The organism is Thioalkalivibrio sp. AKL8 (assembly GCF_000380525.1).
Classification (GTDB): Bacteria; Pseudomonadota; Gammaproteobacteria; order Ectothiorhodospirales; family Ectothiorhodospiraceae; genus Thioalkalivibrio; species Thioalkalivibrio versutus.
The window spans coordinates 260,408-277,931 of the sequence record NZ_AQYF01000006.1 but is presented as its reverse complement, the minus strand read 5'-3'; the positions used below and the strand labels follow the sequence as shown (position 1 = coordinate 277,931).

Below are 17,524 nucleotides of genomic sequence, written 5' to 3'. Positions count from 1 at the left end.
GGAGATCTGACATGGCCCGTTTTCCGCGTCGCCGCAAGTATTGCAAGTTCACCGCCGAAGGCATCGAGTACATCGATTACAAGGACCTGAATCTGTTGAAGGGTTTTGTGACCGAGACCGGCAAGATCGTGCCCAGCCGTGTCACCGGCACCAGCGCGAAGTATCAGCGCCAGCTGGCCACGGCGGTGAAGCGTGCGCGCTTCCTGGCCCTGCTGCCGTACAGCGATAACCACTAAGTCCCGCACCGGTTCGCCGGGGCCGTCGCCATATGCGCGTGCTGGCCGAATTTGCGATGAAAAGCCGGAGCCGCGCCGTAGGCGCGGTTTCCGGCTTTGGCGTGGCGGGCCTGTTCCTGCCTCCGGTGGCGCTGCTCAGCAGTGCGCTGATCGCCCTCGTGGGGCTGCGCATCGGCCTGCGCCAGGCACTCCTGGTGATGGTGCTGTCCGCAGTGGTGCTCGGGGTGGCGATGTTTGTCCTGATCCCGGAAGCCCCGCTGTTCGCGGGGGTGGTTGCCGGGGTGGTGCAGTGGGCGCCAGTGGCGCTGCTCGCCGAGCTGCTGCGGCGCACGATCTCGTGGCGCATGACGCTGCAGGTCGCCGCCGCGGTCGCCGGGGTCGGCGTGCTGGCTGTGCACCTGCTGGTGCCGGATCTCGAGTCCACCTGGGCCGAGGTGGGCATGGCCCTGCTGGGGCCTCTGGTCGAGGGCAGCGACACCGGGCCACAGGAGTTGGAGGCGGGGCTGCGCCGCGCGGCGCCGTACCTGACCGGGCTCTTGGCCGGGATCCTGCTGCTGAGCTTGACGCTGGCCGTGCTGCTGGGTCGCTACTGGCAGGCACTGCTGTACAACCCGGGGGCGTTCGGCGAGGAGTTCCGGGGCCTGCAGTTCGGGCGGATGCTGAGTGCCGTCACGCTGCTGCTGGCCGGTATCGGGCATCTGGGCCCGGTCCCGGTGGCCACCGAGTTGGCGTTCATCCTGGCGGTGCTGTTCTTCCTGCAGGGGATCGCGCTGATGCACGCGCTGACCTTCCGGCAGGGGATGAGCAGTTTCTGGCTGGTGGGGATGTACGTGCTCCTGGCCCTGGCCATGCCGCAGATGTTTCTGCTGCTGGCCACCATCGGGGTGATCGACGCCTGGGCGGATATCCGCTCGCGACTGGGCCCCGGTTCCGCGCAGGGCGGGCAGGACAGTGACAACAATCCGTGAGACCGGTCCGAGACCGGTGTAGAATGCGCCCCTTCGGGGGCTGATCAAACGTTACAGGAATACCAAAGATGGAAGTCATTCTGCTGGAAAAGATCGATAACCTGGGCACCCTGGGCGACCGCGTCAACGTGCGTCCGGGATTTGCGCGCAACTTCCTGCTGCCGCAGGGCAAGGCCAAGTTTGCCACCGCCGAGAACATCGCCGAATTCGAGGCGCGTCGCGCCGAACTGGAAAAGGCGGCGGCCGAGGCCCTGGCTGCGGCCGAGGCCCGCAAGGAAAAGCTGGACGCAACCGTGCTCGAGATCACCGCGAAGTCCGGTGGCGAAGGCAAGCTGTTCGGCTCCATCGGCCCGGCGGACATCGCCGACGCGCTGACCGCCAAGGGTACCGAAGTCGAAAAGCGCGAAGTGCGCATGCCGGAAGGTCCGCTGCGCACCACCGGTGAATTCGAGATCGGCCTGCACCTGCACTCGGACGTGGACGTCGACATCCGCGTCGTCGTGATCGGCGAAGAGTGATCCGCCGGATGTCGGGAGGGTGGCCCCACCGGGTCGCTGATACCCGGCACATGGGCGGGTTCGTCGCATGAACTCGCCCATGATCCCGAACCCGCGGGTCCCCCCGCATTCCGAGGAGGCCGAGCAGGCGGTCCTCGGAGGGCTGATGCTGGATAACGCTGCCTGGGACCGGGTAGCGGACCGCATCACTGCAGACGACTTCTACCGCCATGATCACCGCCTGATCTTCCGGGCGGTGTCCGCGTTGGCGGATCGTAATGCCCCGTTCGACATGGTCACCGTGTCGGAGCAGCTGGATCGCACGACCGAGCTGGAATCGGCCGGGGGCATGGCCTATCTCGGACGGCTGGCCGCCGAGACGCCGAGTGCCGCCAACATCGTGGCCTATGCGGATATCGTCCGCGAGCGCTCTATCCTGCGTTCGCTGATCTCGGTAGGTACCGAGATCGCCGATTCCGCCTATACCCCGGAAGGCCGCGGTTCCAAGGAACTGCTGGACGTGGCGGAGCAGAAGGTCTTCCGCATCGCCGAGCAGGGTGCGCGCGGGGCTCAGGGCTTTCGCGGGATGAAGCCACTGCTGACGGCGGCGGTGGACCAGATCGAGTATCTCTACGAAAGCCAGAATCCGATCACCGGGATTGCCACCGGTTACCAGGATCTGGATGCCCTGACCTCGGGGCTGAATCCGGGCGATCTGGTGATCGTGGCCGGGCGGCCTTCGATGGGCAAGACCTCGTTCGCGATGAACATTGCCGAGTATGTGGCGATGAAGAACTCCGAGCCGGTCGCGATTTTCTCCATGGAGATGCCGGGTGAGCAGCTGGCCATTCGCCTGCTGTCCTCGATGGGGCGGATCAACCAGCAGAAGCTGCGCTCCGGACGCTTGGAGGATGGCGACTGGCCGCGCCTGACCAGCGCGGTGCAGATGCTGTCCGAGGCCCCGCTGTACATCGACGATACGCCGGCGCTCTCGCCCACCGAGCTGCGAGCACGGACCCGGCGGTTGATGCGCGAACACAAGGGCCTGGGCCTGATCGTGGTCGACTACCTGCAGCTGATGCAATCCCCCGGCAGCAGCGAGAATCGCGCCAACGAGATCTCGGATATCTCGCGTGGCTTGAAGGCCCTGGCGAAGGAGCTGAGTGTGCCGATGATCGCGTTGTCGCAGCTCAACCGTTCGCTGGAACAGCGTCCGAACAAGCGCCCGGTGATGTCCGACCTGCGCGAGTCCGGGGCTATTGAACAGGATGCGGATATCATCGCCTTCGTTTATCGCGACGAGGTCTACAACGACGAGTCGCCCGACAAGGGCACGGCGGAGATCATTATCGCCAAGCAGCGTAATGGTCCCATCGGGACCGTGCGCCTGACCTTCCACGGGCAGTTCACCCGTTTCGAGAACTACGCCCCCGACGTCTACGGCGAGATCGGCCACTAGGCACGACGTGAGACGCGCGGCCAGCATCCACCTTCATCCCGAGGCGCTCCGACACAACCTGGGTGTGGCGCGCCGCTTGGCGCCGGGCGTTCCGATGTGGTCGGTCATCAAGGCCGAGGGCTACGGCCATGGTCTGCTGTGGGCGGCCGAGGCCCTTGCGCAGACGAGCGATGGTTTGGCGGTCTCTCAGATCGGCGAGGCCCGCGCCTTGCGCGCTGCCGGCTTCGGCGGCCCACTCCTCGTGTTGCAGGGCCCGCGCGACGTCTCCGAGGCGCGTGCCTGTACCGAGTTCGACCTGCAGCCCGTGCTGCACGACGCGACGCAGCTTGACCATCTCGACGCCGCTGGCGTGGTGCTTCCCGTGGTCTGGGTCAAACTCAACACCGGCATGAATCGCCTGGGTTTCGCGCCACAGGTGGCAAAGCGCGTCGCCACGCGTTTGCAGGCCGCCGGACACGGGTGCGGTGGCCTGCACTGGATGACGCACCTGGCGTGCGCCGACGAGCCCGGGCATCCGCAGAATGCTTGCCAGCTGGAACAATTCGGCGCGACGGTTTCCGTTTTTCCGGGGCTCCGTAGCGTGGCCAATTCGGCGGCCCTGTTCGCCGGCTGGGGCAAGGGCGGACCGTCGGCGGCGCCCGGCGACTACTGGGCACGCCCCGGCATCATGCTCTACGGCGCGCATCCGGCCTCGGTCCCCGTCGAGCACCTCCCGGAGGGCCCGGACGGTGATCTGCGCCCGGCGATGACCGTGCGCGCCCCGATCATCGCCACCCAGCCTCTCGAGCCTGGCAGTACGGTGGGCTATGGCGCGACCTGGACCGCCGCCGCTCCGGGCCGTGCCGGGATCGTGGCAATGGGATATGCCGATGGCTACCCGCGGCATGCCCCGTCGGGCACGCCGATCCTTGTGCAGGACCGGCTCTGCCCGTTGATCGGGCGTGTCTCCATGGACATGCTGGCGGTGGACCTGTCCGGGTTGCCGGAGGTGCAGGTCGGTGCCATGGCGACGTTGTGGGGCGAGGGCCTGCCGGTGGAGCGGGTCGCCCGCGCGGCGGGCACCATCAGCTACGACGTGCTCACGCGCGTGGCGGACCGGCTGCAGCCCGGAAACTGACGGAAACGCCGGGTACACTGTCCGGTCAGCAATCCGTGGCCCGAGAGACCCCAATGACCGATTTCGATCCCAGCGAATACGACCCGCAGACCGTCGCCATCCGCTATGGCTACCAGCGCACGCCCGAGGGCGAGCACTCCGAGGCGATCTTCCCGACCTCGAGCTTCGTGTTCGGCTCGGCCGCGGAGGCCGCCGCGCGCTTCGGTGGCGAGGTCCCGGGCAATATCTATTCGCGCTTCACCAACCCCACCGTGCGCACCTTCCAGGACCGCCTGGCCGCGCTGGAAGGCGGCGAGGCCTGCGTGGCGACCGCCTCCGGGATGTCCGCGATCCTGGCGACCATGATGGGCCTGCTGAAGGCGGGCGATCACGTGGTTTGTTCGCGCTCGGTGTTCGGGACCACCACCGTGCTGTTCAACAACTACCTGGCGCGTTTCGGCGTCGAGGTGACCTACGTCGAGCTGTCGAACCTCGAGTCCTGGGAACAGGCGACGCAGTCGAACACGCGGCTGTACTTCTGCGAGACGCCATCCAACCCGCTGGGCGAGGTGGTGGACATCCGTGCGCTGGCCGACATCGCCCATCGCCGCGACGTGCTGCTCGCGGTGGACAACTGCTTCTGCACGCCGATCCTGCAGCGCCCGCTGGATCTGGGAGCCGATATCATTATCCACTCGGCGACCAAGTTCCTTGATGGCCAGGGCCGCTGCCTCGGCGGTGCCGTGGTGGGCGGCGCCGAGCGGGTGGGCAAGGAGGTCTACGGCTTCCTGCGCACCGCGGGTCCGACGTTGTCGCCGTTCAACGCCTGGGTGTTCCTGAAGGGGCTGGAGACGCTGCCCCTGCGCATGCGCGCGCACAGCGATAACGCACTTAATCTGGCGCAGTGGCTCCAATCCCACCCCGCGGTCACGGCCGTGCATTACCCCGGCCTCGAAGATCACCCGCAGCACGCGATCGCGAAGCAGCAACAAAGTGGCTTCGGCGGGGTGCTCAGCTTCGAGGTCGCCGGCGGACGCGACGCCGCCTGGTCGGTGATCGACGCCACGCAGTTCCTGTCGATCACCGCGAACCTGGGGGATGCCAAGACCACCATTACCCATCCGGCCACCACCACCCACGGTCGCGTGGACCCGGAGAAGCGCGAGGCCCAGGGTATTACCGAGGCCCTGGTGCGGGTCGCGGTCGGGCTCGAGGCCGTCGCCGACATCCAGCGCGATCTGGCGCGCGGCCTCGACGCCCTGGGCTGAGACGGGTATGTCGGCTTCCAGCGGGGAGGCCCGTTCGCAGCCGCGCCGGCCGCGCCCGCGCTGGCGCGTCCTGCTGACTGTGGTCATTGCGTTCCACCTGCTGGGCTTCCTGTCCTCGCTGGATGCGCTGATGTCCACCCGCACATCGCAGGGCGCGGTGGCCTGGATCGTTTCACTCAACACCGTGCCGTATGTGGCTGTCCCGGCCTACTGGGTGTTCGGCGCCAGCGAGTTTCGCGGCTATGTCGTGGCGCGCCGCGACGAGGACTCCAGCCTGGCCCGCGCCCTGCAGCCGAAGACCGAGGAGCTGTGGTCCCACCAGTACCTCGCAGAGGAACCCAGCAAGCACCTGGACGGCGTCCAGCAGCTCGCCCGCTGGCCGTTTCTCCACGGCAACGAGGTCGAGCTGCTGGTGGACGGCGAGGCGACCTTCGACAGCATCTTCCGGGGGATCGAGCAGGCCGAACGCTACCTGCTGGTGCAGTTCTATATCGTGCGTGACGACGCGATCGGGCGCGAACTCCAGCGCCGGCTGGTGGAGCGTGCCGAGGCCGGTATCGAGGTCTATTTCCTGTATGACGAGATCGGGAGCTACCGCCTGCCCGGATCCTATCTGGATACCCTGCGCGAGGCCGGTGTGCACGTGCAGCACTTTCACTCCACCCGCGGACGCGGCAATCGCTTCCAGCTGAACTTCCGCAATCATCGCAAGATCGTGGTCGCCGATGGCGAACAGGCCTGGGTCGGCGGGCTGAACGTGGGCGACGAGTACCTGGGCCGCGATCCGGCAATCGGTGCCTGGCGCGACACCCACCTGCGTATTGCGGGGCCGTCCGCCCTCGCGTTGCAGTCGGTGTTCCTGGAGGACTGGCACTGGGCCACCGAGGCGGTCCCGGAGCTGGAATGGAAGCCGGCGACCATGGCGGAGGACGGGGTCCCGGTACTGATCCTTCCCTCCGGTCCGGCCGATGAATTCGAGACCGCCAGCCTGATGATGCAGCAGGCGATCCACGCGGCGGACCGGCGCATCTGGATCGCCAGCCCGTACTTCGTGCCCGACGAGGGCGTGCAGGGCATGCTCAAGCTGGCCGCCTTGAGCGGCGTCGACGTGCGCGTGCTGATTCCCGAGGTCACCGACAACCCGCTGACCACGCATGCGGCCTACGCCTTCCTGGGGCCGCTGCTGGACGCCGGCGTGCGCATCTATCGTTACGAGGAAGGCTTCCTGCACGGCAAGGCGTTCGTGGTGGACGACATGGGCGCGGCCGTGGGTACGGTGAACCTGGACAACCGTTCCTTCCGGCTGAACTTCGAGGTCACGGCACTGGTGCTGGACCCGGCCTTCGCGCGCGAGACGGCGCGCATGTTCGAGGCCGACTTCGCCCGTTCCCGCGAGATGACTCCGCAGGACGTGAACGATCTCCCGCTCTGGCGCCGCGTGGCCGCGCGTGCCGCCTACCTGCTGGCGCCGGTGCTGTAATGTTGTTGTGCTTCCCTGCTTGATCTATCTCATGTGACCGGTCCGCGACGCTGCTAGACTTGTAAAAAGAATGCTCTTTCGAGGCCTGCCCGTGTCGCGAGCCCTGTCCCATCTGCTGACTCTGCTGATTGCCGCCGCGCTGTTGCTGGCGCCGATCGCCGGTGCGGGCATGATGCATGGGGATCACGGGGCGGCAATCGCCACGCCGGGCCACTGTCCGGATCAAGGCGCCACCTCGCCCTCGGGACCCCTGCCTTTGGACCCCGCGGTTCAGGCGGACTTCTCGGGCTGCGAGATGCCGTGCGCGGTTTGCGGTATCTGCGGGGCCTCCGCCTTGCCTTCCTCCGTGACCAAGCCGGTCACTGCATCGCTGTCCCGCCCCGTTCCGGGGGCCGTGGCCATGGGTCCCGGCGCCCGTTCGGGCCCGGATCTGCGTCCCCCTCTCTGAGTCCTCCCTAGCCGGGCGTCCGCCCGGCCCCGGGCGATTGCGGATCGCCCCCTCGATACGCGAAACCGCGTATCGCCGTTGAATTTAAGTCCTTGGGAGGACTCCATCATGATGAATGAACAAGGTTTTGGCTGGCTGGGCGGTATGGGTCTGGGCGGAGGCCTGATCGGGCTTCTGGTCCTGGTACTGCTGATCCTCGCGATCGCCGCGTTGATCAAGTATCTGTTCGGTGGCCGGTAAGGAGTCACGCGATGACGACGTCAGAAACGAAGCCGGCGACCGCCCGCGAGGCGGTGGTCATCGTCCCCGGCATGGGGTCGGACCACTGCGGGGGCATCGTGCGCTCGGCGCTGGAAAAGACCCCGGGGGTGACCTCGGTGGGGACCAATATCGCCCGGCACCGGGTGACGGTGGGGTATGACCCCGACCAGGTCGACCCGCAGGGGCTGCGCGCCGCGGTGGAGGGCGCCGGCTACGACGTCGCACAGGTCGAGAGCGAGGCCGGGGGTTCCGGTTCGGTGCGGCTGGTGGTGCCGGGCATGGGTTCGGATCACTGCGCCGGCATCGTGCGCGCGGCGATCGAGAAGCTCGCCGGGATCGAATCCATACGCACCAACATCTCGGACCACCGGGTGACGGTGGAGGTGACGCCGGACGGGCCCGATGGCGAGGCCCTGCGCGCGGCTGTGGAGGGGGCCGGCTATGACGTGGCGGCGGTGGAGACCGACGACGCCGCCAGCGAGGCGGACGACGCGGCGATCGACGCCGCCTACGTGAAGCAGGCCTGGAACCGTCTGTGGTTCGCGATGGTGCCGACCATCGCGATCATGGTCCTGATGATGCCGCACATGTTCTGGCAGCCGATCCCCGGCTATCTGCTGATCATTGCGTTGCTGGCCTTCCCGGTGGTGTTCCTGGCGGGGGGCGCGGCCACGCATCGCTCCGCCTGGCGTTCGCTGAAAAGCGGCAATCTGAACATGGACGTGCTGATCTCCATGGGCTCGCTGCCGCCCTACCTGATCGGGCTGGTTGGTTTCGTCTATCCGATGACCTCGTTCATCGAGATGGCGGCGACCATCATGGCCTTCCATATGCTCGGGCGCTATCTGGAGTATCGCGCGAAGGGCGAGGCCTCCTCGGCGATCCGCAAGCTGCTGGACCTGGGTGCGAAGACCGCCCGGGTCGAGCGTGATGGCGAGGAGGTCGAGGTGTCGGTCAAGTCGCTCCAGGTGGGCGACGTGATGATCGTGCGCCCGGGCGAGAAGGTGCCGACCGATGGCGAGGTGGTGGCCGGCGAAAGCACCGTGGACGAGTCCATTGCCACCGGCGAGTCGGTCCCGGTGGACAAGGGCGAGGGCGACACCGTCCTCGGCGCCACCCTGAACCAACAGGGGCGATTGAAGGTGCGCGCCACCCGCGTCGGCGCCGATACCTTCCTTTCGCAGGTAATCCGACTGGTCAACGAGGCGCAGGGCTCGCGCGTGCCGGTGCAGGAACTGGCGGACCGCATCACCGCGCGCTTCGTGCCGGCGGTGCTGGTGATCGCGCTGGCGTCGTTCGCGGCCTGGCTGGCATTCTCCGGGGCGTTGCAGCCGATCCTGGTCTGGGGCGAGGGCTTCCTGCCCTGGGTCGATTCCGAGCGCCCGCCGCTGGTGCTGGCGATCCTGGCGGCGATCGCCGTGCTGGTCATTGCCTGCCCCTGTGCGCTGGGGCTGGCCACGCCCACCGCGCTGATGGTCGGGTCCGGCATGGGGGCCGAGCGCGGCGTGTTGATCCGCTCGGGCTCCGCGATCCAGACGCTCAAGGACATTGCGGTGATCGTGCTCGACAAGACCGGCACCATTACCCGGGGGAAGCCCGCGCTGACCGACGTCCTCCCGGCCGAAGGCTTTGACGAGTCCCGAGTGCTGCGGGCGGCGGCGGCCGTCGAGGCCGGTTCCGCACACCCGCTGGCCGATGCCATCGTGCAAGGGGCGCGCGACAGGGGCCTGGAGGTCGCCGAGGTCGAGCAGTTCCAGTCGCACACCGCGCGCGGTGTGGAGGCCCGCCTGGACGGCGAACGGGTGCTGGTGGGCAGCCAGCGCCTGCTGGAGGAGCAGGGCCTGGATCCGTCGGCCCTGCTTGGGCCGTTGCGGGAACTGGAGGATGCCGGCAAGACCGCGATGCTGGTGGCTATCGGCGACCGGCCGGCTGGCGTTGTCGCGGTCGCCGATACGCTCAAGGAAGAGTCGCAGGCCGCGATCGAACAACTGCATGCCCTCGGCATCCGCTGCGTGATGGTCACCGGCGACAACGAGCGCACCGCGAATGCCGTGGCCGCTCAGGTAGGGATCGACGAGGTGCGCGCCGGGGTGTTGCCGGAGGGCAAGGTCGAGGCCATTCGCGAGTTGCAAAAGGAGTACGGCGAGCACGTGGCAATGGTCGGCGACGGCATCAACGACGCCCCGGCCCTGCAGCAGGCGAACGTCGGGATTGCGATCGGGGCCGGTGCCGACGTCGCGATCGAGGCGGCCGACGTGACCCTGGTGCGCGGGGAGCTGACCAAGGTCGTCGAGGCCGTCCAGCTGTCGCGGCTGACCTTCCGCAAGATCGTGCAGAACCTGTTCTGGGCCTGGGGCTACAACAGCGCCGCGATCCCGATCGCCGCGGCCGGGCTGCTGCACCCGATGATCGGTGTGGTCGCGATGACCGCCAGCTCGCTCTCGGTGATCGGCAATTCCATTCTGCTGCGCCGGAGCATGCCGGCATCCCGTACTGGAGAAAAGCAATGATGAAACGACGTCAGTTTCTGGGGCTGGCCGCGGCGCTTCCCGTCATCACCACATTCGGCGGTTGGAGCCTGTTCAACCATGCAGTGTCCGCCCCCCGTTTCGACAACGCCCTGTTTCTGCCCGGCGCGGACGGCCCGTTTGCGGTGCTCGCACCCAACAAGCCGTTCACCCTGGTCGCGGAGCAGGGGTGGCTGCCGGTGCCGGGGCGCGAGGAGACCCCGTTCCTCTGGTACCGGACGCAGATGAACGGCCATGAATACCAGAATCCGATCCTCTTGTTGCGCACCGGCGATGAACTGGACGTGACCCTGGACAACCAGCTCGACGAGGGCACGATCATCCACTGGCATGGCCTGCATGTTCCGGGGCGGGTGGACGGGCATCCGATCCATACGGTCGCCCCCGGTGAGCAGTACGAATACCGCTTTAAGGTGACCAACCGTGGCGGTACCTACTGGTATCACACCCATGCCCATCACCGGACCGCGCGCCAGGCCCACCAGGGGCTGGCGAGCTTCCTGCTGGTGAGCGACGACGACAACGAGGCGCTGAACGAGGCGCTGGGGCTGGAGCTGGGCACGACCGACCTGCCGCTGGTACTGCAGGACAAGCGCTTCGACCGGCTCGGCCATCTGGTGTACCGGCCGAACCCGATGCAGCGGATGATGGGCTATCTCGGCGACGAGGTGCTGGTGAACATGACGCCGGCCGCGACGCACGAGGTGGAGCGGCGTATCCATCGCCTGCGCCTGCTGAACGGCTCCACCGCCCGGATCTACCGGCTGGCCCTGCGCGCCGAGGGTCAGGCCATTCCGTTCCGGGTCATCGGCACGGACGCGGGGCTGCTGGAGTCGCCCCGGGAGGCCCGGGAGGCCTTCCTGTCGCCGGGCGAACGCCTGGAGGTCCTGGTCGACTTCGCCGCGTTTGCCGGAGGCGACCGGGTCGAGCTGCACAGCCTGGAATTCGACCCGATGGCCGGTGGCGGCATGGGCGGCGGAATGATGGGGCGTGGCATGGGCGGCGGCATGGGTCGCATGATGGGTGGCGCCATGCACGACGGCGATCCGCTCGCATTGCTCGAGTTCGTGGTCCAGGAGGGCGAGGCGGTCACCGCCGAGGTGCCCGAGCGTTTGTCGCGGATCGAGCCCATCGACGTGACGGATGCCGGCGAACGGGATATCCGTCTGGACATGGCGCCGATGCAGTGGCGCATCAACGGAGAGACGTACGCTCCTGACCGGGTGCCGATCGAGGTGGATGCCAACACGCGGGAGGTGTGGACCATCCGCAATGCGGACCGCAGCATGCCGCATCCGATGCATATCCATGGCTTCTCGTTCCAGGTGCTGTCACGCTCGGACGGTCCGGACTTCGTGCGCCAGCAGGCCGTGAACGATGAAGGCCTGACCGTCACGGACCTGGGCTGGAAGGACACGGTCCTGCTGTGGCCGGGTGAGACGGTGCGCATCGCGATCGACTTCACCCATCACTACGATGGCGATCAGCTTTACGTGTTCCACTGTCATAATCTGGAGCACGAGGACAACGACATGATGGTGAACGTGCGTGTCCGGGCCTGACCGTGCGTAGCGACAGAGGGATGCCATGAGCGAAAGACCGCGGCCGCACCCGGCCGTCTACCGCGCGGCCGAGGCCGCCCTGCGCGATTGCGACCCGGAGGCCAAGTGCGAGCGTGTGCTGGAGTTGGCGCGCGCCTGGTGGGCGGATGAGCTGGAGGGAACGGATGCCCCCGCGCCGCAACGCATGGAGGTGCCGGGGCGGCCGGAGCGGCCGGTGCTGGTGCATCCGAAGGAGCTGCCGCGGCGTGGACTGAATACCACTGCCGGTCGGGTCGCGCTGGTGCATGCGGTGGCGCACATCGAGTTCAATGCGATCAACCTGGCGCTGGATGCCGTGTACCGATTCCGCGACATGCCGGCGCCGTTTGTCAGCGACTGGCTGCAGGTCGCGGCAGAGGAGGCGCGGCACTTCCGGTTGCTGCGGGCGCGTCTCCTCGAGCTGGGTGCGGACTACGGGGATCTGGCGGCCCACAACGGCTTGTGGGAGGCGGCGCTGGCGACCGACCACGACGTGATGGTGCGCATGGCGCTGGTGCCGCGGGTGCTGGAGGCACGCGGCTTGGACGTGACTCCGGGCATGATCCAGCGGCTGGAAGCGGCGGGCGACACCGACACCGTGGCCCTTTTGGAGATCATCCAGCGCGAGGAGGTCGCGCACGTGGCGATCGGTACGCACTGGTTCCGCGAGCTGGCCCGGGCACGCGGTCTCGATCCCGAGCCGCTGTTCCTCGACCTGCTGGCCGAATACATGCCCGGCCGCGTGCGCCCACCATTCGCGCACGCGGCACGCCGCGCCGCCGGCTTCACCGAATCCGAGATGGCCCAACTGGAGGCTCAGGCCGCCCCGACCTCGCTGTAGGATGCCGATGAGCGCAGCGAATCGCATCAATACCGAGCGTTCTCTTGCGCACTAAGGCTGGCCCTGGTTCGTCCTCCGGTATTTACGGTGCCTTCGGTCCGCCGCCTGCCACGCGCTCTCTCGCGAGCGCGCCGCGAGGTACTTCTTTGCTCGTGCAAAGAAGTACCCAAGAAACACGCCCGACTGCCGCGACCCCGGCCCGCTGCGCGGGCCGGGGTTTCCCTCGCTCCGAGGCTTTTCGCGGGCGGCGCTGAACTCGCTCCGCCTTCGGCTCCGCTCAGACATCCAGCGCCTTTTCTCCCGCGAAAAGCCTCTCCACTCGGCGCGACGACAACGGGGGGAAGGTCCAAACAACAGCCGTCCCGAGGATCGTGCCAGTGGATGAAGGCTAGGTCTTCCGGCATCTCGGGCACGCTCGGCCTGCGGCCATGGCGTGCCGCGCCCGCGAAGCGGGCGCCGGGGCTTTCAGGTAGCTGTGCCTGTTGCTAGTCACTCGTGCAGGCATACCGCCTGTTTTGACCTTCCCCTCCCGTATGGAGCCCCTCGCGGAGGGCGTGATGGGCCGGGAGAAGGCGCTGGATGTCTGAGCGAAGCGTAGCGTAGCGAGTTCAGCGCCGCCGGCCCAGCGCGTCCGGAGCGAGGTTCCCGGGCGGAATCCGGGTGCCCTTCTTTGGGTCCTTTCTTGGGCAAGCAAGAAAGGACCTCGGGGCGCGCTGGCGAGTCAGCGCTCGGCAGGCGGCGGACCGGAGCCACCGTAAACACCGGTTGCCGAACCAGGCCTAGCCTCGACGTAAAAGGCTATCTTCGTACGGATACGATTCGGGACCCTGTGGCCTGTCTATTAGGGCTTGGTGGGGGCGTTCGCGGGCAAGCCCGCTCCCACAACACTCGCTGTGGCGGATTCGATCAGGTGCAGAGGAGGTGTTCGGGGTAGGGCGAGCCGTCGAGTTGGCGCAGGACGGGGCCGGCCGCGCTGATCTCCAGGTAGCCGGGGTGTTCGTCCCAGGCGGGCAGGACGCAGCGTTGGCGTGGCTGGCCGTCGACGGTCAGCTCATGGATCGCTGGGCGGTGGGTGTGGCCGTGGATCATCAGCGGGACGTCCGCGTCACGGAAGGTGTTGGCGACTGCCTCGGCATTGACGTCCATGATCGCGGCGGCTTTCATCTGACCCTTGTCGCGGCTGGCGGCGCGCATGGCTTCGGCCTGGCGGATGCGTTCTTCCAGCGGATGGGCGAGAAACGCCCGTTGCCATTCTCCACTGCGTACTTGCTGACGAAACGCCATGTGCTCGGTGTCGTCCGTGCACAGGGAGTCACCGTGCAGGAGTACGGCAGGGCCGCAGGGCAGTGCCGCATGCAGGGGGTCGGGAGCGAGCTGCATCCCCGCGCGCGCGGCGTAGGCCTCGCCCACGAGAAAATCCCGATTGCCATGGATAAAGGCCACCGGGATGTCCAGTGTCTTCAGGCCTGCGGCGAGCCGTTCGGCAGCGGGAAAGCCGGCGTCGTCGCCGACCCAGTACTCGAACAGGTCGCCGAGGATGTACAGGGAGGAGGCCGCGCGCCCCGGCCCTTCGAGGAAGGCGAGCGTGGCCTCGAGCAGGGGGCCGGGTTCGCGATCCAGATGAAGGTCGGAGATGACCAGAGCCGGCGCGCGGGCACTCACGAAGAGGTTAGTCCTCGACGCGCTTGACGCTTTCCATCACGACCGGCTCCTGCGGCACGTCCTGATGCATGCCGGCGCGGCCGGTGGGAAGGGCCTCGATCTTGCGCACCACGTCCATGCCCTCGGAGACCTTGCCGAACACGGCATAGCCCCAGCCCTGCGCGTTCGGGGCCGTGTGGTTCAGGAAGTCGTTGTCGTTCACGTTGATGAAGAACTGCGCGGTGGCGGAATGCGGGTCCTGGGTACGCGCCATGGAGATCGCACCGACCTCGTTCTGCAGGCCGTTGTCGGCTTCGTTGCGGATCGGCTCGCCCGCGGACTTCTGGTTCATGTCCTTGTCGAAGCCGCCGCCCTGGACCATGAAGCCCGGGATCACGCGGTGAAAGATCGTGCCGTCGAAGAAGCCGTCATCCACGTAGGAGAGGAAGTTGGCGACCGTCTCCGGGGCGGCTTCGGCGTTGAGTTCCAGCACGATGCGGCCGTGGTTGGTTTCGATTGCGACCTGCGGATGGGTGTCGGCCATGAGGGCTCCTGAGGTGAAGAGGGTGATCAGCAGGGTGGCCAGCACGACGCCGAGCCGGGTGCGGATGCGTTGCATTGGACTGACCTCCGGAAGATAAGACCGGCAATGGTACCCGCCACTGGCAAGGCCTGCCAGCATGCCGGAAGTGTGTGTGGGCGTGAGGGCGAAGCGCTGGTGAGCCGGTGGACGCTCCGCTACCATGCGCGCGATGACGAACTCGATAATCCGCACCCGCTTCGCCCCCAGTCCCACCGGCCTGTTGCACCTGGGCAATGTACGCACGGCGCTGTTCAGCGCGCTGCGGGCCCGTTCGCGCGGAGGGCATTTCCTGTTGCGCATCGAGGACACCGACGCCGAGCGCTCGCGCCCGGAGTTCGTCGACGCGCTGCAGCGCGATCTGCGCTGGCTCGGGCTGGACTGGGACGAAGGCTTTGGCGCCGGGGGCGATGCCGGCCCCTACGCGCAGTCGGAGCGGGGCGAGCTCTATGATGGCTATTACCGGCAATTGACCGAACAGGGTCTGGCCTACCCGTGCTTTTGTTCGTCCGCCGAGCTGGAACGCGGGCGCAAGCGGATGCGCGCGCAGGGCAAGCCGCCGCGCTATCCCGGGACCTGTGCCCAGCTGAGTGCCGAGGAGGTTGCCCGGCGCGAGGGCGAGGGCCAGAAGCCGACGCTGCGCTTCCGTGTGCCACTGGGCCGGACGGTGCGTTTCGAGGATGGCGTGCGCGGCCCGGTCAGCTTCCGCACCGACGAGATCGGCGATTTCGTGATCCGTCGCTCCGACGGCACGCCGGCCTTTTTCTTCTCCAACGCGATCGATGATGCCCTGATGGGCGTGACCGACGTGGTGCGCGGCGAGGACCATATCGCCAACACGCCGCGGCAGATGCTGCTGCTGGAGGCGCTGGGCCTCGCGGCACCCGCGTATCACCACCTGCCGCTGGTGATGGGGCAGGACGGGGCGCCGCTGTCCAAGCGCAATGGTTCCGCGAGCGTCGAGGAGTTGCGGACGAAGGGCTATCTGCCGGTCGCGATCCTGAACCACCTGGCGCGTCTTGGGCATCGCTACGAGAGCGATGCCCTGCTGTCGCCCACGGAGCTGGCGGCCGGATTCAGCCCCGAGCGTATTGGTCACAGCGCGGCGCGGCATGATCCGCAGCAGCTGGATCACTGGCAGTCAGAGGCCCTGCGCAGCCTTTCGGATGCCGAGATGCAGGCCTACCTGGAGGCGGCGGGGGTGCTGGAGGCGGTGGCCGCCGAGCAGCGCCCGGCGCTGGCGCGGCTGCTGCGCGACAACATCACCCGCGCCGAGGAGGCGCCACTGTGGGTCGCGGCGTTCGCCGCCGATCCGGCGCCGTACAGCGCGGCCGCGCGCGAGGAACTGACGGCCGCCGGCGCGGAGTTCTTTAGCGCGGGGCTGGAGGCGCTGGATGCGGCCGAGGATTTTCCCGCCCTGGCCAAGGCGGTGGGGCAGGCCACCGAACGCAAGGGGCGCAAGCTGTTCATGCCGTTGCGGGCGGCGTTGTCCGGGCAGACCTTTGGGCCGGAGCTGCCGCGTATCTGGGAGTATCTGGGGCGCGAACGCGTGCGTCTGCGGCTGGAGGCCGCGCGTCGTCACGCAGCGGGCTGAACCCGCGAGAAGCAAGCGCCCGCCCGCAGGCGGGCGCTGGACGCCATCGTTCAGGCCGCTTCGTGGGTCCCGAAGGCGCGGGCGCGCAGGGTGTTGTCCAGCAGCATCGCCACGGTCATCGGGCCGACCCCGCCCGGCACGGGCGTGATCCAGGCGGCCTTCTCGGCGGCGGCGTCGAACTCCACGTCGCCGGTCAGGGTACCGTCGTCGCGGCGGTTGATGCCGATGTCGATCACCGTGGCGCCGGGCTTGATCCAGTCACCCTTGACCAGGCCGGGCTTGCCGACCGCTGCGACCACGATGTCGGAGTGCCGTGCAATGGCGGCGGTATCCGGGGTGAAGCGATGGCAGATGGTCGGGGTCGCACCGGCCAGCAGCAGTTCCAGGGCCATGGGTCGGCCGACGATATTGGAGGCGCCGATCACGCAGGCCGTGCGGCCCTTGAACGGTTCCTCGATATGCCGCAGCAGCTGGATGACACCCCAGGGGGTGCAGGGGCGCAGGCGCGGCACGCGCGCCACCAGGCGGCCGACGTTGTACGGGTGGAAGCCGTCCACGTCCTTGGCCGGGGAGATGCGCTCGATCACCGTCTCGGGGTCGATGTGATCCGGCAGCGGCAGCTGGACCAGGATGCCGTCGATGGTGCGGTCGGCATTGAGCTGGTCGATCAGCGCTAGCAGATCGGTCTGCGGCGTGCCCGCGGGCAGGTCATAGGAGTGGGAGACCACGCCCACCTGTTCGCAGGCCTTGCGCTTGTTGCGCACATAGACCTCGGAGGCCGGGTTGGTCCCGACCAGCACCACGGCGAGGCCCGGCGGACGCAGGTCGCGGGCGGTCATGGATTCGATCTCGGTCGCGATTCTTGCGCGGTGGGTCTGGCCAATCGCGCGTCCGTCGATGATCTGGGCCGTCATGGGGTCTCGCCTCCGGGGGAACGCCCGCGATCTTCCCATGGCGGGCGCGGGGGCTCAAGCGATTTGCCGGGCGGATGCGGCATGCGGCGTGGAGCACCGCTGGATCCGCGCAGCCATCGCGCGCGGCGTGTTT

At 67.8% G+C, this 17,524-nt stretch carries 16 protein-coding genes and 1 pseudogene; 14 read left to right on the top strand and 3 right to left on the bottom strand.

Translation table 11 applies throughout. The annotated features are described in order from the left end of the window. Positions 1-11: 11 nt before the first annotated feature. The 13 genes and pseudogenes from rpsR to G335_RS14465 all read left to right on the top strand — a co-directional run bounded on the left by rpsR (position 12) and on the right by G335_RS14465 (position 13,249). Entirely contained in the window at positions 12-236 is a 225-nt protein-coding gene (gene rpsR / locus G335_RS0105475; protein ID WP_018144049.1) for a 30S ribosomal protein S18, read from the top strand. A gap of 32 nt (positions 237-268) precedes the next feature. Continuing rightward, positions 269-1,204 (top strand): hypothetical protein, encoded by a 936-nt coding sequence (locus G335_RS0105470; RefSeq protein ID WP_018176110.1) that lies wholly within the window; start codon positions 269-271, stop codon positions 1,202-1,204. A gap of 68 nt (positions 1,205-1,272) precedes the next feature. Further along, entirely contained in the window at positions 1,273-1,722 is a 450-nt protein-coding gene (gene rplI, locus G335_RS0105465) for a 50S ribosomal protein L9 (RefSeq protein ID WP_018144047.1), read from the top strand. Positions 1,723-1,801: 79 nt separating this feature from the next. After that, positions 1,802-3,160, top strand: a complete 1,359-nt coding sequence (dnaB, locus tag G335_RS0105460) for a replicative DNA helicase (RefSeq protein WP_018176109.1) — start codon at positions 1,802-1,804, stop codon at positions 3,158-3,160. Between the two features lie 7 nt (positions 3,161-3,167). Beyond that, entirely contained in the window at positions 3,168-4,277 is a 1,110-nt protein-coding gene (gene alr, locus G335_RS0105455; RefSeq protein ID WP_026304768.1) for an alanine racemase, read from the top strand. Between the two features lie 53 nt (positions 4,278-4,330). Beyond that, positions 4,331-5,524, top strand: coding sequence for an O-succinylhomoserine sulfhydrylase (locus G335_RS0105450; RefSeq protein ID WP_018176107.1), 1,194 nt, complete (start codon positions 4,331-4,333; stop codon positions 5,522-5,524). A 7-nt stretch (positions 5,525-5,531) separates the two neighbouring features. Continuing rightward, positions 5,532-7,004 carry a cardiolipin synthase gene (gene cls, locus G335_RS0105445; protein ID WP_018176106.1) on the top strand — a complete coding sequence of 491 codons (1,473 nt, stop codon included), beginning with the start codon at positions 5,532-5,534 and terminating at the stop codon, positions 7,002-7,004. Positions 7,005-7,095: 91 nt separating this feature from the next. Continuing rightward, positions 7,096-7,452 carry a hypothetical protein gene (locus tag G335_RS14330; protein ID WP_231368451.1) on the top strand — a complete coding sequence of 119 codons (357 nt, stop codon included), beginning with the start codon at positions 7,096-7,098 and terminating at the stop codon, positions 7,450-7,452. A gap of 108 nt (positions 7,453-7,560) precedes the next feature. Next, positions 7,561-7,692 (top strand): hypothetical protein, encoded by a 132-nt coding sequence (locus G335_RS14415; RefSeq protein ID WP_017925682.1) that lies wholly within the window; start codon positions 7,561-7,563, stop codon positions 7,690-7,692. An 11-nt stretch (positions 7,693-7,703) separates the two neighbouring features. Further along, positions 7,704-10,223: a heavy metal translocating P-type ATPase gene (locus G335_RS0105430; protein WP_018176105.1), complete on the top strand. Its 2,520-nt coding sequence runs from the start codon at positions 7,704-7,706 to the stop codon at positions 10,221-10,223. Next, positions 10,220-11,803 (top strand): multicopper oxidase family protein, encoded by a 1,584-nt coding sequence (locus G335_RS0105425; RefSeq protein WP_018176104.1) that lies wholly within the window; start codon positions 10,220-10,222, stop codon positions 11,801-11,803. The genes G335_RS0105430 and G335_RS0105425 overlap by 4 nt, the downstream gene beginning before the upstream one ends. Before the next feature lie 25 nt (positions 11,804-11,828). Then, complete coding sequence (locus G335_RS0105420; protein WP_018176103.1) at positions 11,829-12,662, top strand: ferritin-like domain-containing protein; 834 nt, start codon at positions 11,829-11,831, stop codon at positions 12,660-12,662. Between the two features lie 381 nt (positions 12,663-13,043). Then, a pseudogene (locus G335_RS14465) lies at positions 13,044-13,249 on the top strand (hypothetical protein). A 319-nt stretch (positions 13,250-13,568) separates the two neighbouring features. Here the strand turns inward: G335_RS14465 and G335_RS0105415 are convergent. Both G335_RS0105415 and G335_RS0105410 read right to left on the bottom strand, forming a co-directional pair. Then, the gene (locus tag G335_RS0105415) at positions 13,569-14,324 is read right to left on the bottom strand and encodes a UDP-2,3-diacylglucosamine diphosphatase (RefSeq protein WP_018176102.1); all 756 of its coding nucleotides are present in this window, start codon (positions 14,322-14,324) and stop codon (positions 13,569-13,571) included. Between the two features lie 7 nt (positions 14,325-14,331). Further along, a complete protein-coding gene (locus G335_RS0105410) occupies positions 14,332-14,847 on the bottom strand; it encodes a peptidylprolyl isomerase (protein WP_026304767.1) in 516 nt (171 codons plus the stop codon). A 199-nt stretch (positions 14,848-15,046) separates the two neighbouring features. Between G335_RS0105410 and gltX the strand changes: the two genes are divergently transcribed. Next, positions 15,047-16,477, top strand: coding sequence for a glutamate--tRNA ligase (gltX, locus tag G335_RS0105405; protein WP_018176100.1), 1,431 nt, complete (start codon positions 15,047-15,049; stop codon positions 16,475-16,477). Positions 16,478-16,527: 50 nt separating this feature from the next. Here gltX and folD read toward each other — a convergent pair whose 3' ends face one another. Then, entirely contained in the window at positions 16,528-17,391 is an 864-nt protein-coding gene (folD, locus tag G335_RS0105400) for a bifunctional methylenetetrahydrofolate dehydrogenase/methenyltetrahydrofolate cyclohydrolase FolD (protein WP_018144036.1), read from the bottom strand. Between the last annotated feature and the right edge of the window lie 133 nt (positions 17,392-17,524).

What these genes read in the sequence shown, in the direction of transcription:
- G335_RS0105450 (WP_018176107.1), top strand. Translation starts at nt 4,331, where the DNA reads ATGACCGATTTCGATCCCAGCGAATACGACCCGCAGACCGTCGCCATC.
- G335_RS0105420 (WP_018176103.1), top strand. Translation starts at nt 11,829, where the DNA reads ATGAGCGAAAGACCGCGGCCGCACCCGGCCGTCTACCGCGCGGCCGAG.
- gltX (WP_018176100.1), top strand. Translation starts at nt 15,047, where the DNA reads ATGCGCGCGATGACGAACTCGATAATCCGCACCCGCTTCGCCCCCAGT.
- cls (WP_018176106.1), top strand. Translation starts at nt 5,532, where the DNA reads ATGTCGGCTTCCAGCGGGGAGGCCCGTTCGCAGCCGCGCCGGCCGCGC.
- G335_RS0105470 (WP_018176110.1), top strand. Translation starts at nt 269, where the DNA reads ATGCGCGTGCTGGCCGAATTTGCGATGAAAAGCCGGAGCCGCGCCGTA.
- folD (WP_018144036.1), bottom strand. Translation starts at nt 17,391, where the DNA reads ATGACGGCCCAGATCATCGACGGACGCGCGATTGGCCAGACCCACCGC.
- dnaB (WP_018176109.1), top strand. Translation starts at nt 1,802, where the DNA reads ATGATCCCGAACCCGCGGGTCCCCCCGCATTCCGAGGAGGCCGAGCAG.
- G335_RS0105430 (WP_018176105.1), top strand. Translation starts at nt 7,704, where the DNA reads ATGACGACGTCAGAAACGAAGCCGGCGACCGCCCGCGAGGCGGTGGTC.
- G335_RS0105410 (WP_026304767.1), bottom strand. Translation starts at nt 14,847, where the DNA reads ATGGCCGACACCCATCCGCAGGTCGCAATCGAAACCAACCACGGCCGC.
- G335_RS0105425 (WP_018176104.1), top strand. Translation starts at nt 10,220, where the DNA reads ATGATGAAACGACGTCAGTTTCTGGGGCTGGCCGCGGCGCTTCCCGTC.
- rpsR (WP_018144049.1), top strand. Translation starts at nt 12, where the DNA reads ATGGCCCGTTTTCCGCGTCGCCGCAAGTATTGCAAGTTCACCGCCGAA.
- G335_RS14415 (WP_017925682.1), top strand. Translation starts at nt 7,561, where the DNA reads ATGATGAATGAACAAGGTTTTGGCTGGCTGGGCGGTATGGGTCTGGGC.
- rplI (WP_018144047.1), top strand. Translation starts at nt 1,273, where the DNA reads ATGGAAGTCATTCTGCTGGAAAAGATCGATAACCTGGGCACCCTGGGC.